This is a genomic window from Brevibacillus laterosporus DSM 25 (assembly GCF_002706795.1).
GTDB classification, from domain to species: Bacteria; Bacillota; Bacilli; order Brevibacillales; family Brevibacillaceae; genus Brevibacillus_B; species Brevibacillus_B laterosporus.
The window spans coordinates 4,216,485-4,231,708 of the sequence record NZ_CP017705.1 but is presented as its reverse complement, the minus strand read 5'-3'; the positions used below and the strand labels follow the sequence as shown (position 1 = coordinate 4,231,708).

The window sequence follows — 15,224 nt, the reverse complement described above, 5'->3', positions numbered from 1 at the left end:
CTCTCTCTCTGCTAGCTTATTTCATCTACTAATCATACCATATTCTACTTGTGCCTAACAATGACCAGGATTTCTGGTGTAATTTGATGAATCATTGCATCTGTTATTTTTTCTAGTGTAAACGCGATATCTTGCATCTCCTTACTATCCTTAGCAAAAAAGATAGGGGCTCCACCTGCTATATCCCCTTTTCTTGTTGAAATGATCGCCAGAATACCAGCACTCATGATGAACTCCCCTTTGGCTGATTTACCTTTGCTTCACTCGGCATGCGAATGGCACTTTCAATAACAGGCGTATTTTCAAGTACACTTTTACCTTTTTCAATTCCTTGCTCATATGGTAACAGGAAAATCCCCATGCGCCCCGTTTTCAGATCTCGTTTTACAAGTGGAGTAAGAGAGGGCTCACCTTCGTCTGAATAAATGCCTAGAATAGTTGAGGCATCATGAATAATTGCCTGGCGTTGTCCTGGATGTGCAATAGTTACCTTCGCATTGGCATTTTTAGGAATTAGTATATAACCTACACCTCGTTCCCTTATGATAGCCTGAGCCTCGGGGGAGCCCACATTCATCATATAGATGTCGTCTACATATAAATGCACGTCATCGAGACGAATGACTGACGGTACTACATCCGCTATGTATTTCAATGACTTTCCCGATTTGAATAAGCGAGAAATCATCAAAACCAAGATACCTACCAATACCCCTCCGTACCAATTGAACAGCACAGTTGCAAACGTAGTACAAAATGCAGAGAAAATAACCATGTAATTACGCCCTTCGAAGACCATCGCAATTCCTTCAATATAACTCCCACCTCGTGGAACCAGCTCGTGCTTATCGATTTCTGTCAAAGTTGCTCGTTCCATGTTACGAACATCCCTAAACTGTTGAGCAGCAAGTGCCAAAAACGTAATAGCCGTGTAATCCTCTTTTAAAAAGGAAGGTACCGCAACCGCCCCCAATCCGGAGGCAATAATCCCTAATGCTACATGAATGAGCTTCCCATGAGGATAGGTAGGATATTGCCGATAATCAGTCTGGAGTAAATACAGGCGTGTGACAATCCCAGCAGCAATTCCAATCAAAAGAGGAACGACATACTCATTTGAAAGCAATTCTTTGATCATAAGTTGTTCACCTGTTCGTAGGAGATTTTGATTTAAACCGAATCAAAGGGGCAATTCGTGTACGCAAGAGCATACCGGTCTTCTGGAGCAATTGAATAACCAGATAACAGCCTGATAACAAAGTAAATGACGCCCAAAATAAATCTTGCTGGTATTCTCCACCAATTACGCAACGCTCTGTTAGGGAAAGAAAGGAAGCCTGATAGAACGCATCTGATAATGGAAAAGCAACACACAGTAAAAACCAATGATAGGTAGCATGCCTTGTCACAATAAAGCACAAAATTACACAAAGTACTGGTAAAATCATCACCTCATCGATGAATAAAAGTACAGGGTCCCAAAAAAACAATTTACGCAACAAAATCAGAGCAAATGCCATCAATATAGCACTAGTCATCATATACTTCCGCCGCTTCTTTTTGAGATGGTACCATAAGCCCCCCCCTATCAATAATGGGAGAAGCATTCCGCTCACATTTACTTCTACAGGTAGAATAAAAAGCCGCCACTCACTGTAACTTGTAATAAGAAAAGCTGTTAGAACCATCAATGCAGTTGAGCGCTTCCATCCCATGTGATGTAAAAACCGATCAGTAAGTCCCATCCATACCACACATAGTAGCGTCCACTCTACTATCATGGCCATTGTTCCATCATTCATCTGACAACACCTTCATTAGTTAACATAGGCTTAATAGGTAAGTAATCCTAGTATGACTCAGATGTTGGACTAGTAACCCCATTTGACAAAATCTACTAAAGAAGAGGCAAGCCACTCCATTAATCGTAATGATTAACGAGCGCTTGCCTCTTCTTTACTATATAACGGTATTTACGAGTTTATTTTAGCTTGTCTCGTAGGTCGCCGAATAAGTCTCCCAGCGTCACACCCATACCCTGTTGATTGTTATCTTGTGTATATTGTTGGAGTTCCTTACGAGATAGAACGTTCTGCTTCCTCGTCACGATCTTCTTCAACCGCACGAATACTTAAGCTTACACGTTGCTCAGCAGGATTGATTTCAAGGACTTTTACATTTACTTCTTGCCCTTCTTTTAATACTTCGCTAGGCGATTTCACACGGCGATTCGCGATTTGTGAGATATGCACCAAGCCTTCTACGTGAGGAGCAATCTCTACAAATGCACCAAAGCCAGTTAAACGCTTCACCGTACCAGAAACCACGTCACCTTTTTTGAACTTCTCAGCAATATCATGGTAAGGACCTGGTTGCGCTTCTTTCATACTCAAGCTGATGCGCTCATTTTCCTTATCCACCTTCAGAACCTTCACTTTAACCTTGTCGCCTTCTTTTACTACATCAGCAGGTTTATCTACATGCTTCCAAGCTAATTCAGACACATGAACAAGCCCGTCTACGCCACCAATATCAACAAATACGCCAAAATCAGTCAAACGTTGTACAGTACCATCGAGGATATTTCCTACTTCGATGCTGTCCAATACTTTACCTTTGCTTGCTTTGGATTCTTCTTCTAAAACAGCTTTATGAGAAAGGATCACCTTGTTCTTTTCTTGATCCAATTCCATAACTTTTAGAGTAAGCGTACGTCCTTTGTAGTCGCTAAAATCCTCTACGAAATGACGCTCTACCATAGAAGCAGGGATAAATCCACGTAGACCTACATCAACTACAAGTCCACCTTTTACGACGTCTTTAACTTCTGCTTCGATCGTTTCATTGTTTTCTTGCTTCTTAGCCAGTTCTTCCCATGCAATTTGAGCATCAATTGCTTTTTTAGAAACAACCAGCTCTTCTTTTTCTTCATTCAGTTTTGTTACTTTTACAGTAAACTCGTCGCCTTCTGAAACGATATCAGAAGTTTTTTCTACATGAAGACCAGAAAGCTCACTGATTGGGATAAGACCATCATATTTGTAGCCTACATCGACCAATACTTGTTTTTCTTCTACCTTTGTCACTTTTGCCTTCACAATGTCCCCTACGGACAGAGTTTGAACATCTGTTAGACTTACGTTGTTATCTGTGCCATCGACCATTGAACAAACCTCCTCGAATGCCAACATTGACATGTAAGTGTTATTGAAGCCAACCTGTGAACAAAATATATTAAACCCCGCCAATGGCGTGTGGTCTTCCAAAATTCAAGCAGGTGAGAGTAGCTATTAGTATATGATGATACTGGAAAAACCATACAAATTCCAAGTAATCAACTGTGCTACTGTTGATGAGTATCTTTTAATTTTTGAATCTCGCCCATAATCACCTGCGTTACCTCGCGCATAGTATCACTACTGCTTTTAGCTTCTCGGTACTTTGAGATATCAATTGGCTTTCCATACACAACTTTTACTTTATGAAACAAACGGTATGGTCCAATTATTGCTACAGGTACGATAGTTGCCTCTGATTTGAGAGCAAACATTGCTACTCCCGTCTTTCCTTCGCCCAATTCTCCTGATTTGCTTCGCGTTCCCTCCGGAAAGATACCAAAGACCCTTCCCTGTTCCAGAACCTGTAGTGTAGTACGAATAGCACCTCGATCATTCCCACCACGCTTAACAGGAATTGCGTTAAAGCTTTTCAGTACGTGAGACAAAACGGGAAACCTAAACAATTCTTCTTTTGCCATATAACTGACTTGTCGGTCTATTCCACATCCTAGTAAGGGCGGATCCCAATTACTAATATGATTGCAGCATAGAATGACTGGACCTTCATTTGGTACATTCTCATATCCTATGGACTCATATCGATACAATCCCTTAAGAACAATACGGAATATACCTCTAAAAAATTTATAAAGAATCAATGTATTTCACCCAATCATTTGCAGAGCGCAAGAATTTTACTAACAACCTCATCAAGCGGCATTCCTGTGGTGTCTAATAAGATAGCATCCTCAGCCTGCTTGAGTGGCGCTGTTTCTCGCTCACGATCGCGTTTGTCGCGCTCAGCAATTTCCTTTTGTAATTCGGTTATATCAGGTTGTTCCCCTTTTGCAAGAAGGTCACCAAAACGACGTGTAGCTCTCTCTTCAATGGAAGCTGTCAGAAAAACTTTCACTTCCGCTTCAGGTAACACGTGCGTACCTATATCGCGCCCATCCATCACTACATTTCCTTGCTGGGCCATATCACGTTGCAGAATTAGCATCGTAGCACGAACTTCTGGGTAACTCGCCACTACTGAAGCATAATTACTTACTTCCTGTGTGCGAATTTGGTGAGTGATATCCTCATGATCCCAATACACGCGTTGTCCTTCCTCTGTACGCTTCAACTCAATCTTGGCTTGTTGTAACAGGCTTGCAACAGATTCTTGATCTTCAATTGCAGTGCCGTTCTTTAAAACAGCCCAAGCTAAAGCCCGATACATCGCTCCTGTATCAATATAAACGTACTGTAATGCAGCAGCAACTAGTTGTGCCACGGTACTCTTCCCTGCACCAGCAGGTCCATCAATTGCAATATTCATTATGTAAATTCACCTACTAGAGTTTAAATACGTTAATAATGAAGAAAAGCCTCGAGCGAAGACAGTTCGTCGAAGCCAAGCTATGGTATATTGTACCACAGTAGCGAATATGAAGCAAATTAACGGATAGCAGAAATGCCTTCCAATCTCTCAACGCGAACAAAATAAGGGCGAATTGAACTCCAAGTTAAAATGGTTTGAGCCAACAATAAAGAAGCAATAAAAATAATGATAGCTTTCATAAGATATCTCTCTAAACGATTGGACAGCATTACAAAACGAGCATCAAACGTTGATTTTCTCATGGAGGTAACGCTCCTTCTTGTTGTTAGTCAACCATTACTCAACTATTCCTTTTTGTCTTATTTCCAATTGACGTTCATAACATACACGAACAATTTTAGCTCGATCTGCTTCTGATATAGTTGTAAACTGCAAAGATATCCAATTAAAATCACTCAGTTCTTGTTCTTGGACACGTGTTACTTGTGCTTTGGCAAAAGCATGACTAACGGTTCCCGTTTTGGATGGAAAACTAATCCACATAGCTATTTCCTGCTCTTCTTGTAAGATGTGGTTCTTGGGACATGCAAATGCCAGACCTCCACCACTAATATCCAAAGTCTTCGCCAGGATCTTTTGTTTTCCTCGGATGTCTGGATAGCTAACAGAGATCTCAAAGCTAGCAGGAACTCGCAGATAACCTCTGCGTTGCGTACGAATGATCTGTTCTTTTGCTACTTTTTCCATCAAAAGCATAGAAATGTTTTCTTGTTTCGTACCAATAATTTTTGTTTCAAAATCAAATCGTGAACCATCTTGTCCAACATACCATACTGAACAGGTCGTTCCAATTGGAAGAGACTCCGTTCTGCCCGTTTCTTCGTCGATGGGTAGTTCAATTGCAAAGTTTTTTTCAGAATAATCTGCTACTCTTGTCTTATACACTTTCTTGCTTTGCTCTTCTGACAGGGACGCGAGAGATAGACGCATCACTTGTCCTACTTGAGGTAACACACTCACTCTTATTTCCTCCCCTTCTCACCCTCTTCCAATATTATACACACGCGGATATCCATACAGCAAACAAAGAAGTTTGCCCTTAGACAAACTCCTTTGTACTCTCTCTTAACCTCTTATGCATTTTCGCCTTTATTTGGCATTTTTTGCTCGCCTACATTCATTTTTATTACATCTTCTTCTTCACCAGTCTGTGCATTGATATAAATCATATAAACATCATTTTCAAATTGTCCAGTGAACTCATAAGCTAAAACTTCTTTCCCGTTATTCTTTCCTTGAATCATGGCAAGTCTAGAATCAGTAACCTTAACATGTGGATTGATCATAGTTCTTGCTCGCTGGGCAGAGACTTTTGCTTTTGGAATCATGCGTTGTTTATGGTTAAATAAATATTCAACAGCATGAAAACCATTCACATCTCCATTATCAAGCGCCACTTTGACCGTTACGGAATCAGGATAGATTAGTACGTCTTCCACTTTTGGTACAAACGTAAATACCCCTATCCCTCCGTATGTATCTCGTTCGGTTGCTACCATATCGCCGTAACCCTTTTCTTTCAGGAACTTCTTAGCGCTTTTTTCCGCTTGATCTAAGTTTATCTTTGCTTGTTTGACTTCTCTTTCGTTTAATAACCAGACAACCTTTCCGCCTTTTTTGGTTACATCCATATTGATTGGACTAGCATTTTTACTAGTTATACGGACACTGTATGCATTATATTGCATACCTTTTCCGTTTTTTTCTACAGAAATCTTGTCTTTTGGCGAAATGTTACCAACGAATTTTTTAGCAATCTCTATCGCTTTTTGTTCACTAACTGGTTTTCCTGATATGCCCTTTATACGTTGCTGACGTTTCGTTTCCATATTGTGAACAGTCATTCCCCATTCCATTTCAGGGAACTCCTGTACTTTTTTATCAATCGTTTTAAAGCCGTCAACGATGGTGTTATCTCCAGGCTGTTGCTGTTTAGCAAGTGCTGTTTCTACATCCATCCAGCGCAATTTGCTATCAATAACCTTTGTTTGAACACCAGTCAATTCTTTTTGGATTTTTTTAGAGTTCTGGTACAGAGTGTTGAGTCTTTTATACTCCTTTTCACTCAATGGCTCCTGATTTAAATCTCTCACAGCTACTTCATAAGAAAAATCAGCTACCTTGGCCAAAAATTCTTCTGTGTGATTGAATGGCATTAGAGTCAATGGAAGTTGACCAACGTCATTCTGTGAGGTATATGCAAGACGCCACACATTAGTAAGGCATGGAGCTAACTGCTTGCGTGTATTTAATACAACAGATTTCCCTAACTCATCATGCAGTTTGTTCATATGAAAGTTTAAATCGTGGAAAGCCCTTTGATATTGATTCTCTGCTTTGATTAGTATACTGTTCTTCTCGTTATGTTCCTGATAGCCCCAAACACCAACACCGACCAATCCAACTAAACATACCGGAAACAGCACTCGCGAAATTGCACCATAAACCATATCTAGATCCTCCTTCTTCCGTTGTATTGATTAGCGGCAGAATATATGTTTACCGATTTTTTTTACCTGAGGGCGCCCCCATATCCATTTGGATGTAGCTGTTTCAGGATTAAAATAATAGGTACATCCTTCTGTCGGGTCCCACCCTTTCAAAGCATCCTTAACTGCCTTTTTAGCATTTTCATTCGGGGTTAAGTTAATCTGACCGTCTGCTACCGCAGTAAAGGCACGAGGTTCAAAAATAACAGCGGAAGGCGTATTTGGAAACGATGAACTCTTTGTCCGATTTATGATAACAGCCGCAATCGCTACTTGCCCGATATAGGGTTCTCCACGCGCTTCTCCATATACAGCATTTGCCATCAGCTTAAGGTCATTGTCTGATAACTGTGAGGCTGAAAATGTTTTTTGTGCCGTGGTAGTAGCAGCTGGCGTCACATTAGATTCGGTAGGCTGTTCCGTCTGTTTCTGCACCGCTTCTTGTAGATTAGTAGCGAGTAATAAATAGAATGCCGTACAAATAACTACAACTGTACTTGCAACCATAAGCCTCCATGTTTTGACCTCTTTACTCCTCATTTAACTTCCTCCTTCAAACCGGTAAATTTCCTTTCCTTGTATGTATTGTTCGTGAGGGAAATCATGTTTATACAAAAAGAAAGAAGAGACCAGTAAATACCAGTCTCTTCATTCTTCCAGATGGGTGATATCAAATTGTTCCTGATTGTCGCAGATACATTGCTTAAATCCTGTGTCAACTTTTCCTTCCATGCCTGGGCGACCACGCAAGATAAATTTTTCGCCGCATTGGTTGCACCGTATCATAATTTTAGATCGCTGAGTTTTGAACAAATACAGTCGCCTCCTCATACTCTAGTGTGGACGATTGTGTATTTTTTTAGAACTGATATCGTGAGCAAGTTCTACTTTTTTCATTCCAAACCACCAAAGTACTGCCATATATGGCACGACCATAAACAACCAATAATTAACAGACAGAAAAATGAAATTGTAAATTGCGTGAAAACACATTGGCAGCATTAAAGAGACAAATAATAACCATAGTGGATTCTCATTTGCATTCGCAAATTTAGCTCTACCCATGTAATAGCCCATATAGATACCAAACAAAGCATGGCTAGAAACTGGTAATAATGCTCGCCACATGGCAACTTGCTTTCCATTAATCACGAGATACAAAAAGTTTTCAAGCGTCGCAAAACCAAGGGAAACCGCTACAGCATAAACAATACCATCATACGGTTCATTAAACTCTACATGTTTATATGCGGTGTGAAACACGACTAACCATTTAAAAAATTCTTCCACAACTGCAGGTGAAATTACCGTGTTAAACCAGACGGAATCGATGCCCCATTCATTTTGAAAAATATATTGCAACACCATTACGGGAAAGGCAAGCAAGATACCAAAAATAAAAGAGCGTATCACCATTGAAATTGGCTCCGGCTCTAAGTTATCGCGCAAATAAAAATAACACAGCAAAGCAAGTCCTGGCGCCAAAGCTGCACCAATTAACGGAATCATATTTCTTGTTTGCTCCTTTACATAGGTTCCCTATTCATCGTACCATGAAAGATAATATATGAAAACCCGCAACAGGAGAGAGATCCCTATGAAAAAAGTGCTAGTAATAAATACAGGCGGTACCATTGCAATGTCAGTCGAAGAAGGCACAGAAAGCGTTAAACCACTAGATGAGCATGTTCTAAACCATAATCTTCCCTATTTAAGTAAGTATGCTGATGTGGTAATGAAAGATTTCGTTAACCTACCCAGTCCACACATGACGCCTGCTATTATGAATCAACTGCGGGAAATTATTGAACAAGAGCTGTTACAAGATACTTACGATGGTATCGTGATTACTCATGGTACCGATACCCTCGAAGAAACAGCATATTTTCTTGACCTTACCCTGCCAATTACCGTGCCGATTGTCGTAACAGGTGCTATGCGCTCTAGTAATGAACTAGGAGCAGACGGTCCTGTCAACCTGATTTCTTCCGTGCGCACGGCCATCGATCCAAGCAGTCGAAACAAAGGTGTACTGGTTGTTTTTAATGATGAAATTCATGCAGCCCGGCATGTAACCAAGACCCATACATCTAATGTAGCTACCTTCCAATCCCCTTCTTACGGGCCGATTGGTACCATCTCAAAAAAATCCATCCAGTACCACCATGCGCCTCTTTCACGCGAATTTTATGAAATATCGCATGCAGATGGCAATGTACCGCTCATTAAAGCGGTAACAGGTATGGACCCTGCCTGGCTCCGCTTTTTGTTAGACCAAAAAATTGATGGTATGGTAATTGAAGCGTTTGGTTTAGGAAACCTACCTCCAATGATCCTTCCCGTACTAAAGGAGCTACTACAGCAAAATGTCCCTATTGTCGTCGTTTCACGTTGCTATAACGGACAGGTGCAAGATTTATACGGATATGAAGGCGGTGGACGTCAATTAAAAGATATGGGTATGATTTTTTCAAATGGATTAAACGGACAGAAGGCGCGTTTGAAGCTGTTGGTAGCTTTACAACAAACCATTGACTCAACAAAATTGCAAGATTGCTTTGATCACTAATAGCAGACTGTGAATTCGTAACAATCACGTAGAAAGAAGGATGTTTCTACGTGATTGTTTTTTTACTATTTCTTCTCATCTCTACCACACAAAATGAGTAGCACAAATAAAAAAGCCTTCTTGGCATCCATCCAAGAAGGCTCTTCCTTTATCTTAAACCCATCCACGGAAACGAGATGCTTCCGCCATCTTTCGAGCGCCCACCATATAAGCAGCTAAACGCATATTTACACGACGTGTTTGAGAAGTTTGGTAGACGTTCTCAAACGAACGAACCATCACACGTTCTAATTTCTCTTCAACTTCTTCTTCTGTCCAATAGTAACCTTGGTTGTTTTGTACCCACTCAAAGTACGATACTGTTACACCGCCAGAGCTAGCTAGCACGTCAGGCACTAACAAAATGCCACGCTCTGTTAAAACTTTAGTAGCTTCTAATGTGGTTGGTCCATTGGCTGCTTCTACTACAATAGAAGCTTTAATGTTATGTGCATTCTCAGCTGTGATTTGGTTTTCAATAGCAGCCGGAACAAGTATATCGCAATCCAATTCCAATAGTTCTTTATTAGAAATGGTGTTGGTAAATAGTTTGGTAACGGTACCAAAAGAATCGCGACGATCTAAAAGGTAATCAATATCCAAACCATTTGGATCGTAAAGAGCACCGTAAGCATCAGAGATACCTACCACTTTAGCACCAGCGTCATGCATGAATTTAGATAAATAACTTCCCGCATTACCAAAGCCCTGGACAACCACGCGAGCACCTTCAAGATTGATACCTAGCTTCTTAGCAGCTTCACGAATGCAGATGGTTACACCTTTTGCTGTAGCTGTTTCACGACCATGAGAGCCCCCTAATGCAATAGGTTTACCCGTAATGAATCCTGGAGAGTCAAATTCACGAATGCAACTATACTCGTCCATCATCCATGCCATGATTTGTGAATTGGTAAATACGTCTGGAGCAGGGATGTCTTTAGTTGGTCCAACTAATTGACTGATAGCGCGTACATAACCACGGCTAAGACGCTCTAATTCAGGGAAGGACATTTCGCGTGGATCACAAATAATTCCACCTTTACCCCCGCCATACGGTAAATCAACAATTCCCGCCTTCAAGCTCATCCATATAGAAAGCGCTTTCACTTCATCCTCTGTAACTTCTGGATGGAAACGTATTCCGCCCTTTGTTGGACCAACAGCATCATTGTGTTGTGCACGATAGCCTGTGAACACTTTTGTATCGCCATTGTCCATTCGAACTGGGATGCGAACAGTCAGGACTCGCAAAGGCTCCTTTAACAGTTCGTACATCGACTCTTGGTAACCTAGTTTTTCTAGTGCTTCCCTAATCACCGTCTGCGTCGAAGCTAAAAGATTCAGACTTTCTTTTTGTTGCGCAGTCTCAGTGTTGTTGGTTACCATTTCGTGATTCCCCATTGTATAATCACCTCAAAAAGTTATGTTCAGTAAATCCATCGTTCAGTATACACGCTCACTACCTGAAAGAGAAGTAAAAATTCTGCTTTTTCCTTATTTATAAGAACTTTCTAGAAAAAACGGAAATTCTCTCTTGTCACTAAACTTTCCTACAGCCAAAGCATACTCCTCTTTTACTAAAATGAAAAGGGTTACGCGCTTATCAATGTGCTTCTTTTGTATGCGTATGGAGGAACCTATGCCATAATAACAATAAAGAAGGCTATAGGAGTGTGAATTTGTTGACAACACAAAAAGGAATTCTATTAATTTATGCGCATCCAGACGATGAGACATTTGCCTCCGGGGCCACGATTGCATTTTATAATGACCAAGGTACTGTTCGTCAAACTCTCCTGTGTGCTACGCGAGGTCAGGCAGGTAAAGCAGGAACACCACCTCTATGTACACCAGAGGAGTTACCCGCTTATAGAGAGGCTGAATTACGCCATGCCTGTGAAATCTTAGGTGTGGATCGAGTTGCCGTATTAGATTATGAGGATAAACTAGTAGGCAATTCTCCAATAGAGGAGCTTGCTGCCCATATAAAAGAAATAATTGATGAGGAAAAACCACAAATTTTGATTACTTTTGCTCCACATGGGATATCGGGTCATCCTGATCATATAGCGATGTCTAAGGCTACTCAGTATGTCGTTGAGCACTTACTAGACGATTCTTCTAGTGTTCGTAAGCTATATCATGCGACAATACCGTTAACTGCTCCTTTTACGAGCAAAAATGGCACTCCTACCAATGGTGATTCACTAGAAGATATTACAACTATTATTGATCAAAAGCCCTATAGAGATCGGATAGCTAAAGCTTTACTAGCCCATAAAACACAGCATTTATCTGTTGAGCGAGTTTTTCCAGGTATAACTGCCCATGATTATAAAAACGTCCCTACCACTAATTATTATCTATTGGCCTGGCACAACTTGCCCAACTATCATCCTATACAAAAAGAAACCGACTTATTTGCGGGTATCTAAAATGAAAATGGTAGTAGAAAAAAGGACACCTATATACACAGGTGTCCTTCTCTTTTCACATTAACGAAAATAACGAGCTATCTCTTTAACAGCATCATCAGGCATGATCGACTTCCCGTATTCTTCTAACACGTATACAGTAATTGGATTCGCCTCACCATATTCCGATAAAATGGCAATTAAATGTTGGTAACGCTCTTGTTCAAGCTCTACATCCTCTAAAACAAGGTAGTATTTATCCTGATAGAAATATAAGCTACCCCCATATGTTAAGAAGGCATTAATTCTGTGGGCTACTTCAACGACATGTTCAAAATCGCGGAAAGCATATATGATTAAGTCACTCTCTTCTAAAGTGACTTCCATTTCGTATACATCTTCTTCTTCATCTTTTTCAGCAGTAATTCCTGTTTTGCCACGAGTGACAATGACTACCATTCCTTGGGCAGGTAAAGCAAAGACTTCTACAGCGACTGGACCAGATATTTCAAATCCAAGCTCATCATAAGCCTGCTCCATCATATCATTAAACAGCTCATGAACTTTAGGAATGTCACGCCACATGTCTTCCTTTTCAATACCTCGCTCCGTAAGATCGTCAAAGGTTAAAAAAATTCTTATCTTGTCTTGGCCAAGGCGTTCAACTCGCATGACTGTCCCTCCTCACCATCCAGTCCTATTACAACGTATGTTAAGAAGCCTGTAATTGTTCCGTACATACATCTATAAATAGAATAATCTGGCGTACAAAAATATCTGTTTTATTCTTACTAGACAAACTCCCCTTAAGCTATAATCCTGCTGTGATTACGATTCATCCATTCTTGTATAATACCACATTGTGAGACAAGAACATAGATATTGAAGTTTTTCCTACTACTCTCTTTCCGACATAAATCGTCAATCTAGTGGGTAGCTGAGATATCCTTGTCAAATATTGCGCTTTCCCAGGAAAGGATAAACAACCATGACAGACTCATTCCCTACTTATACGTAGTATTCTAGCAGTTCGCTGCATGTAAAGAGGATATACCCAACTGTTATGTATCAATTCAACCCATGACATCATGTTCAATATGATCTCATACTCCACAATATGCATGGGACAAAAAAAATGACGTTACTGCTTCCAGAAAACTTATGAGCTTTTCCCGACGCTTGTCCATCATCGTTGCTCATCAAGTACGGAAGATCATAACGTCACTACAACAATCCATCGTATTACGATGTTATTCTTGTGTCAGCTCTAACAATCGCTTGTGTATCCAAATAGCCGCCTGAGAGCCATCCCCCATTGAGATCGTTACTTGTTGAGAATGTGCATTGACATCTCCTGCTGCCCAGATATTACGATGATTTGTTTCCTTTGTTCGTGGGTCTACCTGAACATGGCCTTGGGGTAAAAGTTGAATACGAAAAGCTTGTAGTAGGTCTGAATTCACATGTGCTCCAGCAAAAGCCAAAAAACCTCTTTCTACTGCTATTTCTTCGCCTGAGCGTAACGCTATAGATGACAAGTAACCATTCTGCTGTTCTATAGAGACGATCTCATCATCTCTGTATGATTCTCCCCATTCTTTTGCCTTGATTTGATCATCTTTGTCCAGTGATGTTAACGAATGATTAATAACCATAATATCTTGTGTATAGTATTTTAATTCCTGTGCCATTTGCAAGGCTTGCTTGACAGAACCAATTACTACTGTACGCTTTTTATACACTTCATAGCCATCACAATCAGGGCAAATGTAGATGGATTCACCTAGACACTCAACCAATCCTGGAATATCTGGCAGTGGATCAGTAATTCCCGTTGCAATCAGTAATGTTTTGGCCATAAAGGTCTCCTTATGTTCTCTTGTGGTCACACAGAAAATATGCTCCTGATTCTGCTCACAAAATGTTGCTTCATCTTGAATGAACGTGGCACCAAAACGTTTAGCCATTTTTTCGCCCTGAATTCTTAGTTCCACTCCACTGACACCCTCTGGATAACCTAATATGTTACGGTATTTGCGGGCTAGGATCGATCTCCCCGATTTTTTATCAATAACCAATACCTTATGTAAGCTTCGCGAGAGCTGAATAGCGGCTTGTAAGCCTGCGATCCCGCCTCCAATCACGATGGTGTCGTAAATCATGAGTACCTCCTAACAGTTTCTCTCTCTAGAGTAACCATTTTAGGCGATTAACATGATTGCATTCATTAATCAACGGGAATGTAAAGTGTTTTTCCCTCTATTAATGGGGCTTCTGTATCGAGACCATTAAAAGTTGCGATTCGATTTACTCCATTATTATTACCATAGTAAGCACGGGAAATCTTATGTAAATTATCTCCTCTTTTTACTTTATACAATTTACTTTTTATTTTTTTTGCAGGTTTTTGTTCGCTTTTAGTTGGTTCAGGTTTGTTTGATGGTGAGACTGAAGCTGGGCTACTAGTTTTCTGGTCAGCAGTAGGTTTATTAGCAGATGGGGTAGAGCTACCAATAGGTTTAGCAGTGACTTTCGTTCCTCCCTCTCCTTTTTCTCCTTCCATCGCCAACGATGAATTATTTGTTGGTTTCTCGTCATCTAGCTTCTTTTGTATTCCTGTTGTTGCTACATTTGACTGATCTGCCCCTTCCCTATTTACAAGAGGTTCGGGCCCCGTAACTGAAATTCCTGTCCCCGAAGCAATTGCATCTGTTCGCGTGTGGTTTTCGCTAAAAAAAGATGTCGTTTGTGACGTATTCATCTCTTTCCAGATGAACAATACACCTGCCACGACAACTGCACCCGCTAGCGGAACAATCACCTTCCATCCTCCTCCACTGGTGAGTTTAGTCGAGGCTTTTACTGGTTTACTAGATTCTTCGTTATCATTCTTTGCTGATAGCTTTTCTGTGCTTGTACGATTTACTTGCTTTTTTTGTGCTTGTTTTTTATGATTTTTTAACCTTGTTTTTCTAGGTGGTAAGCCGAGCAGGGTGTCCTGTTGCCCTTCCATTCGCTTACCAACATCTCTACCTTCCATCATAT

Annotated in this window: 17 protein-coding genes and 1 pseudogene; 2 read left to right on the top strand and 16 right to left on the bottom strand. The window is 40.6% G+C overall.

The window, feature by feature from the left end:
- Positions 1–44: 44 nt before the first annotated feature.
- The 12 genes and pseudogenes from BrL25_RS20250 to prsW all read right to left on the bottom strand — a co-directional run bounded on the left by BrL25_RS20250 (position 45) and on the right by prsW (position 8,663).
- Positions 45–227, bottom strand: a complete 183-nt coding sequence (locus tag BrL25_RS20250) for a capping complex subunit for YIEGIA (RefSeq protein ID WP_018670147.1) — start codon at positions 225–227, stop codon at positions 45–47.
- A complete protein-coding gene (locus tag BrL25_RS20245; protein WP_018670148.1) occupies positions 224–1,138 on the bottom strand; it encodes a YIEGIA family protein in 915 nt (304 codons plus the stop codon). Before BrL25_RS20245 ends, BrL25_RS20250 begins: the two co-directional genes overlap by 4 nt.
- Before the next feature lie 7 nt (positions 1,139–1,145).
- The gene (locus tag BrL25_RS20240) at positions 1,146–1,802 is read right to left on the bottom strand and encodes a YphA family membrane protein (RefSeq protein ID WP_018670149.1); all 657 of its coding nucleotides are present in this window, start codon (positions 1,800–1,802) and stop codon (positions 1,146–1,148) included.
- Positions 1,803–1,981: 179 nt separating this feature from the next.
- Positions 1,982–3,164: pseudogene (rpsA, locus tag BrL25_RS20235) on the bottom strand (30S ribosomal protein S1).
- Between the two features lie 179 nt (positions 3,165–3,343).
- Positions 3,344–3,937 carry a lysophospholipid acyltransferase family protein gene (locus tag BrL25_RS20230; protein ID WP_018670151.1) on the bottom strand — a complete coding sequence of 198 codons (594 nt, stop codon included), beginning with the start codon at positions 3,935–3,937 and terminating at the stop codon, positions 3,344–3,346.
- Positions 3,938–3,951: 14 nt separating this feature from the next.
- Entirely contained in the window at positions 3,952–4,602 is a 651-nt protein-coding gene (gene cmk, locus BrL25_RS20225; protein ID WP_018670152.1) for a (d)CMP kinase, read from the bottom strand.
- Between the two features lie 119 nt (positions 4,603–4,721).
- Entirely contained in the window at positions 4,722–4,907 is a 186-nt protein-coding gene (locus BrL25_RS20220) for a DUF5359 family protein (RefSeq protein ID WP_018670153.1), read from the bottom strand.
- Between the two features lie 34 nt (positions 4,908–4,941).
- Positions 4,942–5,625: a flagellar brake protein gene (locus BrL25_RS20215; RefSeq protein WP_018670154.1), complete on the bottom strand. Its 684-nt coding sequence runs from the start codon at positions 5,623–5,625 to the stop codon at positions 4,942–4,944.
- A 113-nt stretch (positions 5,626–5,738) separates the two neighbouring features.
- Entirely contained in the window at positions 5,739–7,115 is a 1,377-nt protein-coding gene (ypeB, locus tag BrL25_RS20210; RefSeq protein ID WP_018670155.1) for a germination protein YpeB, read from the bottom strand.
- 30 nt (positions 7,116–7,145) lie between these two features.
- Positions 7,146–7,694 (bottom strand): cell wall hydrolase, encoded by a 549-nt coding sequence (locus BrL25_RS20205; RefSeq protein ID WP_018670156.1) that lies wholly within the window; start codon positions 7,692–7,694, stop codon positions 7,146–7,148.
- Between the two features lie 108 nt (positions 7,695–7,802).
- On the bottom strand, positions 7,803–7,967 hold the full coding sequence (locus BrL25_RS25280; protein WP_018670157.1) for a hypothetical protein: 165 nt from the start codon (positions 7,965–7,967) through the stop codon (positions 7,803–7,805).
- Between the two features lie 21 nt (positions 7,968–7,988).
- Entirely contained in the window at positions 7,989–8,663 is a 675-nt protein-coding gene (gene prsW, locus BrL25_RS20200; protein ID WP_018670158.1) for a glutamic-type intramembrane protease PrsW, read from the bottom strand.
- Between the two features lie 88 nt (positions 8,664–8,751).
- Between prsW and BrL25_RS20195 the strand changes: the two genes are divergently transcribed.
- Complete coding sequence (locus BrL25_RS20195; RefSeq protein ID WP_018670159.1) at positions 8,752–9,723, top strand: asparaginase; 972 nt, start codon at positions 8,752–8,754, stop codon at positions 9,721–9,723.
- Positions 9,724–9,876: 153 nt separating this feature from the next.
- On the opposite strand, the gene BrL25_RS20190 is transcribed toward BrL25_RS20195, so the two are convergent.
- Positions 9,877–11,151, bottom strand: coding sequence for a Glu/Leu/Phe/Val family dehydrogenase (locus BrL25_RS20190; RefSeq protein WP_026315017.1), 1,275 nt, complete (start codon positions 11,149–11,151; stop codon positions 9,877–9,879).
- A gap of 293 nt (positions 11,152–11,444) precedes the next feature.
- On the opposite strand from BrL25_RS20190, the gene BrL25_RS20185 reads away from it, so the two are divergent.
- Entirely contained in the window at positions 11,445–12,200 is a 756-nt protein-coding gene (locus BrL25_RS20185; protein ID WP_026315018.1) for a PIG-L deacetylase family protein, read from the top strand.
- Between the two features lie 60 nt (positions 12,201–12,260).
- Here BrL25_RS20185 and BrL25_RS20180 read toward each other — a convergent pair whose 3' ends face one another.
- The 3 genes from BrL25_RS20180 to BrL25_RS20170 form a co-directional block, all read right to left on the bottom strand.
- A complete protein-coding gene (locus BrL25_RS20180) occupies positions 12,261–12,851 on the bottom strand; it encodes a genetic competence negative regulator (RefSeq protein ID WP_018670162.1) in 591 nt (196 codons plus the stop codon).
- Positions 12,852–13,429: 578 nt separating this feature from the next.
- Positions 13,430–14,341: an NAD(P)/FAD-dependent oxidoreductase gene (locus BrL25_RS20175; RefSeq protein ID WP_018670163.1), complete on the bottom strand. Its 912-nt coding sequence runs from the start codon at positions 14,339–14,341 to the stop codon at positions 13,430–13,432.
- A gap of 65 nt (positions 14,342–14,406) precedes the next feature.
- Positions 14,407–15,219 (bottom strand): LysM peptidoglycan-binding domain-containing protein, encoded by an 813-nt coding sequence (locus BrL25_RS20170; RefSeq protein WP_018670164.1) that lies wholly within the window; start codon positions 15,217–15,219, stop codon positions 14,407–14,409.
- Positions 15,220–15,224 lie beyond the last annotated feature (5 nt).

Excerpts from the sequence above, each read along its gene's own strand:
- BrL25_RS20250 (WP_018670147.1), bottom strand. The coding sequence starts at position 227 with ATGAGTGCTGGTATTCTGGCGATCATTTCAACAAGAAAAGGGGATATA.
- BrL25_RS20245 (WP_018670148.1), bottom strand. The coding sequence starts at position 1,138 with ATGATCAAAGAATTGCTTTCAAATGAGTATGTCGTTCCTCTTTTGATT.
- BrL25_RS20240 (WP_018670149.1), bottom strand. The coding sequence starts at position 1,802 with ATGAATGATGGAACAATGGCCATGATAGTAGAGTGGACGCTACTATGT.
- cmk (WP_018670152.1), bottom strand. The coding sequence starts at position 4,602 with ATGAATATTGCAATTGATGGACCTGCTGGTGCAGGGAAGAGTACCGTG.
- BrL25_RS20220 (WP_018670153.1), bottom strand. The coding sequence starts at position 4,907 with ATGAGAAAATCAACGTTTGATGCTCGTTTTGTAATGCTGTCCAATCGT.
- ypeB (WP_018670155.1), bottom strand. The coding sequence starts at position 7,115 with ATGGTTTATGGTGCAATTTCGCGAGTGCTGTTTCCGGTATGTTTAGTT.
- BrL25_RS20205 (WP_018670156.1), bottom strand. The coding sequence starts at position 7,694 with ATGAGGAGTAAAGAGGTCAAAACATGGAGGCTTATGGTTGCAAGTACA.
- prsW (WP_018670158.1), bottom strand. The coding sequence starts at position 8,663 with ATGATTCCGTTAATTGGTGCAGCTTTGGCGCCAGGACTTGCTTTGCTG.
- BrL25_RS20195 (WP_018670159.1), top strand. The coding sequence starts at position 8,752 with ATGAAAAAAGTGCTAGTAATAAATACAGGCGGTACCATTGCAATGTCA.
- BrL25_RS20190 (WP_026315017.1), bottom strand. The coding sequence starts at position 11,151 with ATGGTAACCAACAACACTGAGACTGCGCAACAAAAAGAAAGTCTGAAT.
- BrL25_RS20180 (WP_018670162.1), bottom strand. The coding sequence starts at position 12,851 with ATGCGAGTTGAACGCCTTGGCCAAGACAAGATAAGAATTTTTTTAACC.
- BrL25_RS20175 (WP_018670163.1), bottom strand. The coding sequence starts at position 14,341 with ATGATTTACGACACCATCGTGATTGGAGGCGGGATCGCAGGCTTACAA.
- BrL25_RS20170 (WP_018670164.1), bottom strand. The coding sequence starts at position 15,219 with ATGGAAGGTAGAGATGTTGGTAAGCGAATGGAAGGGCAACAGGACACC.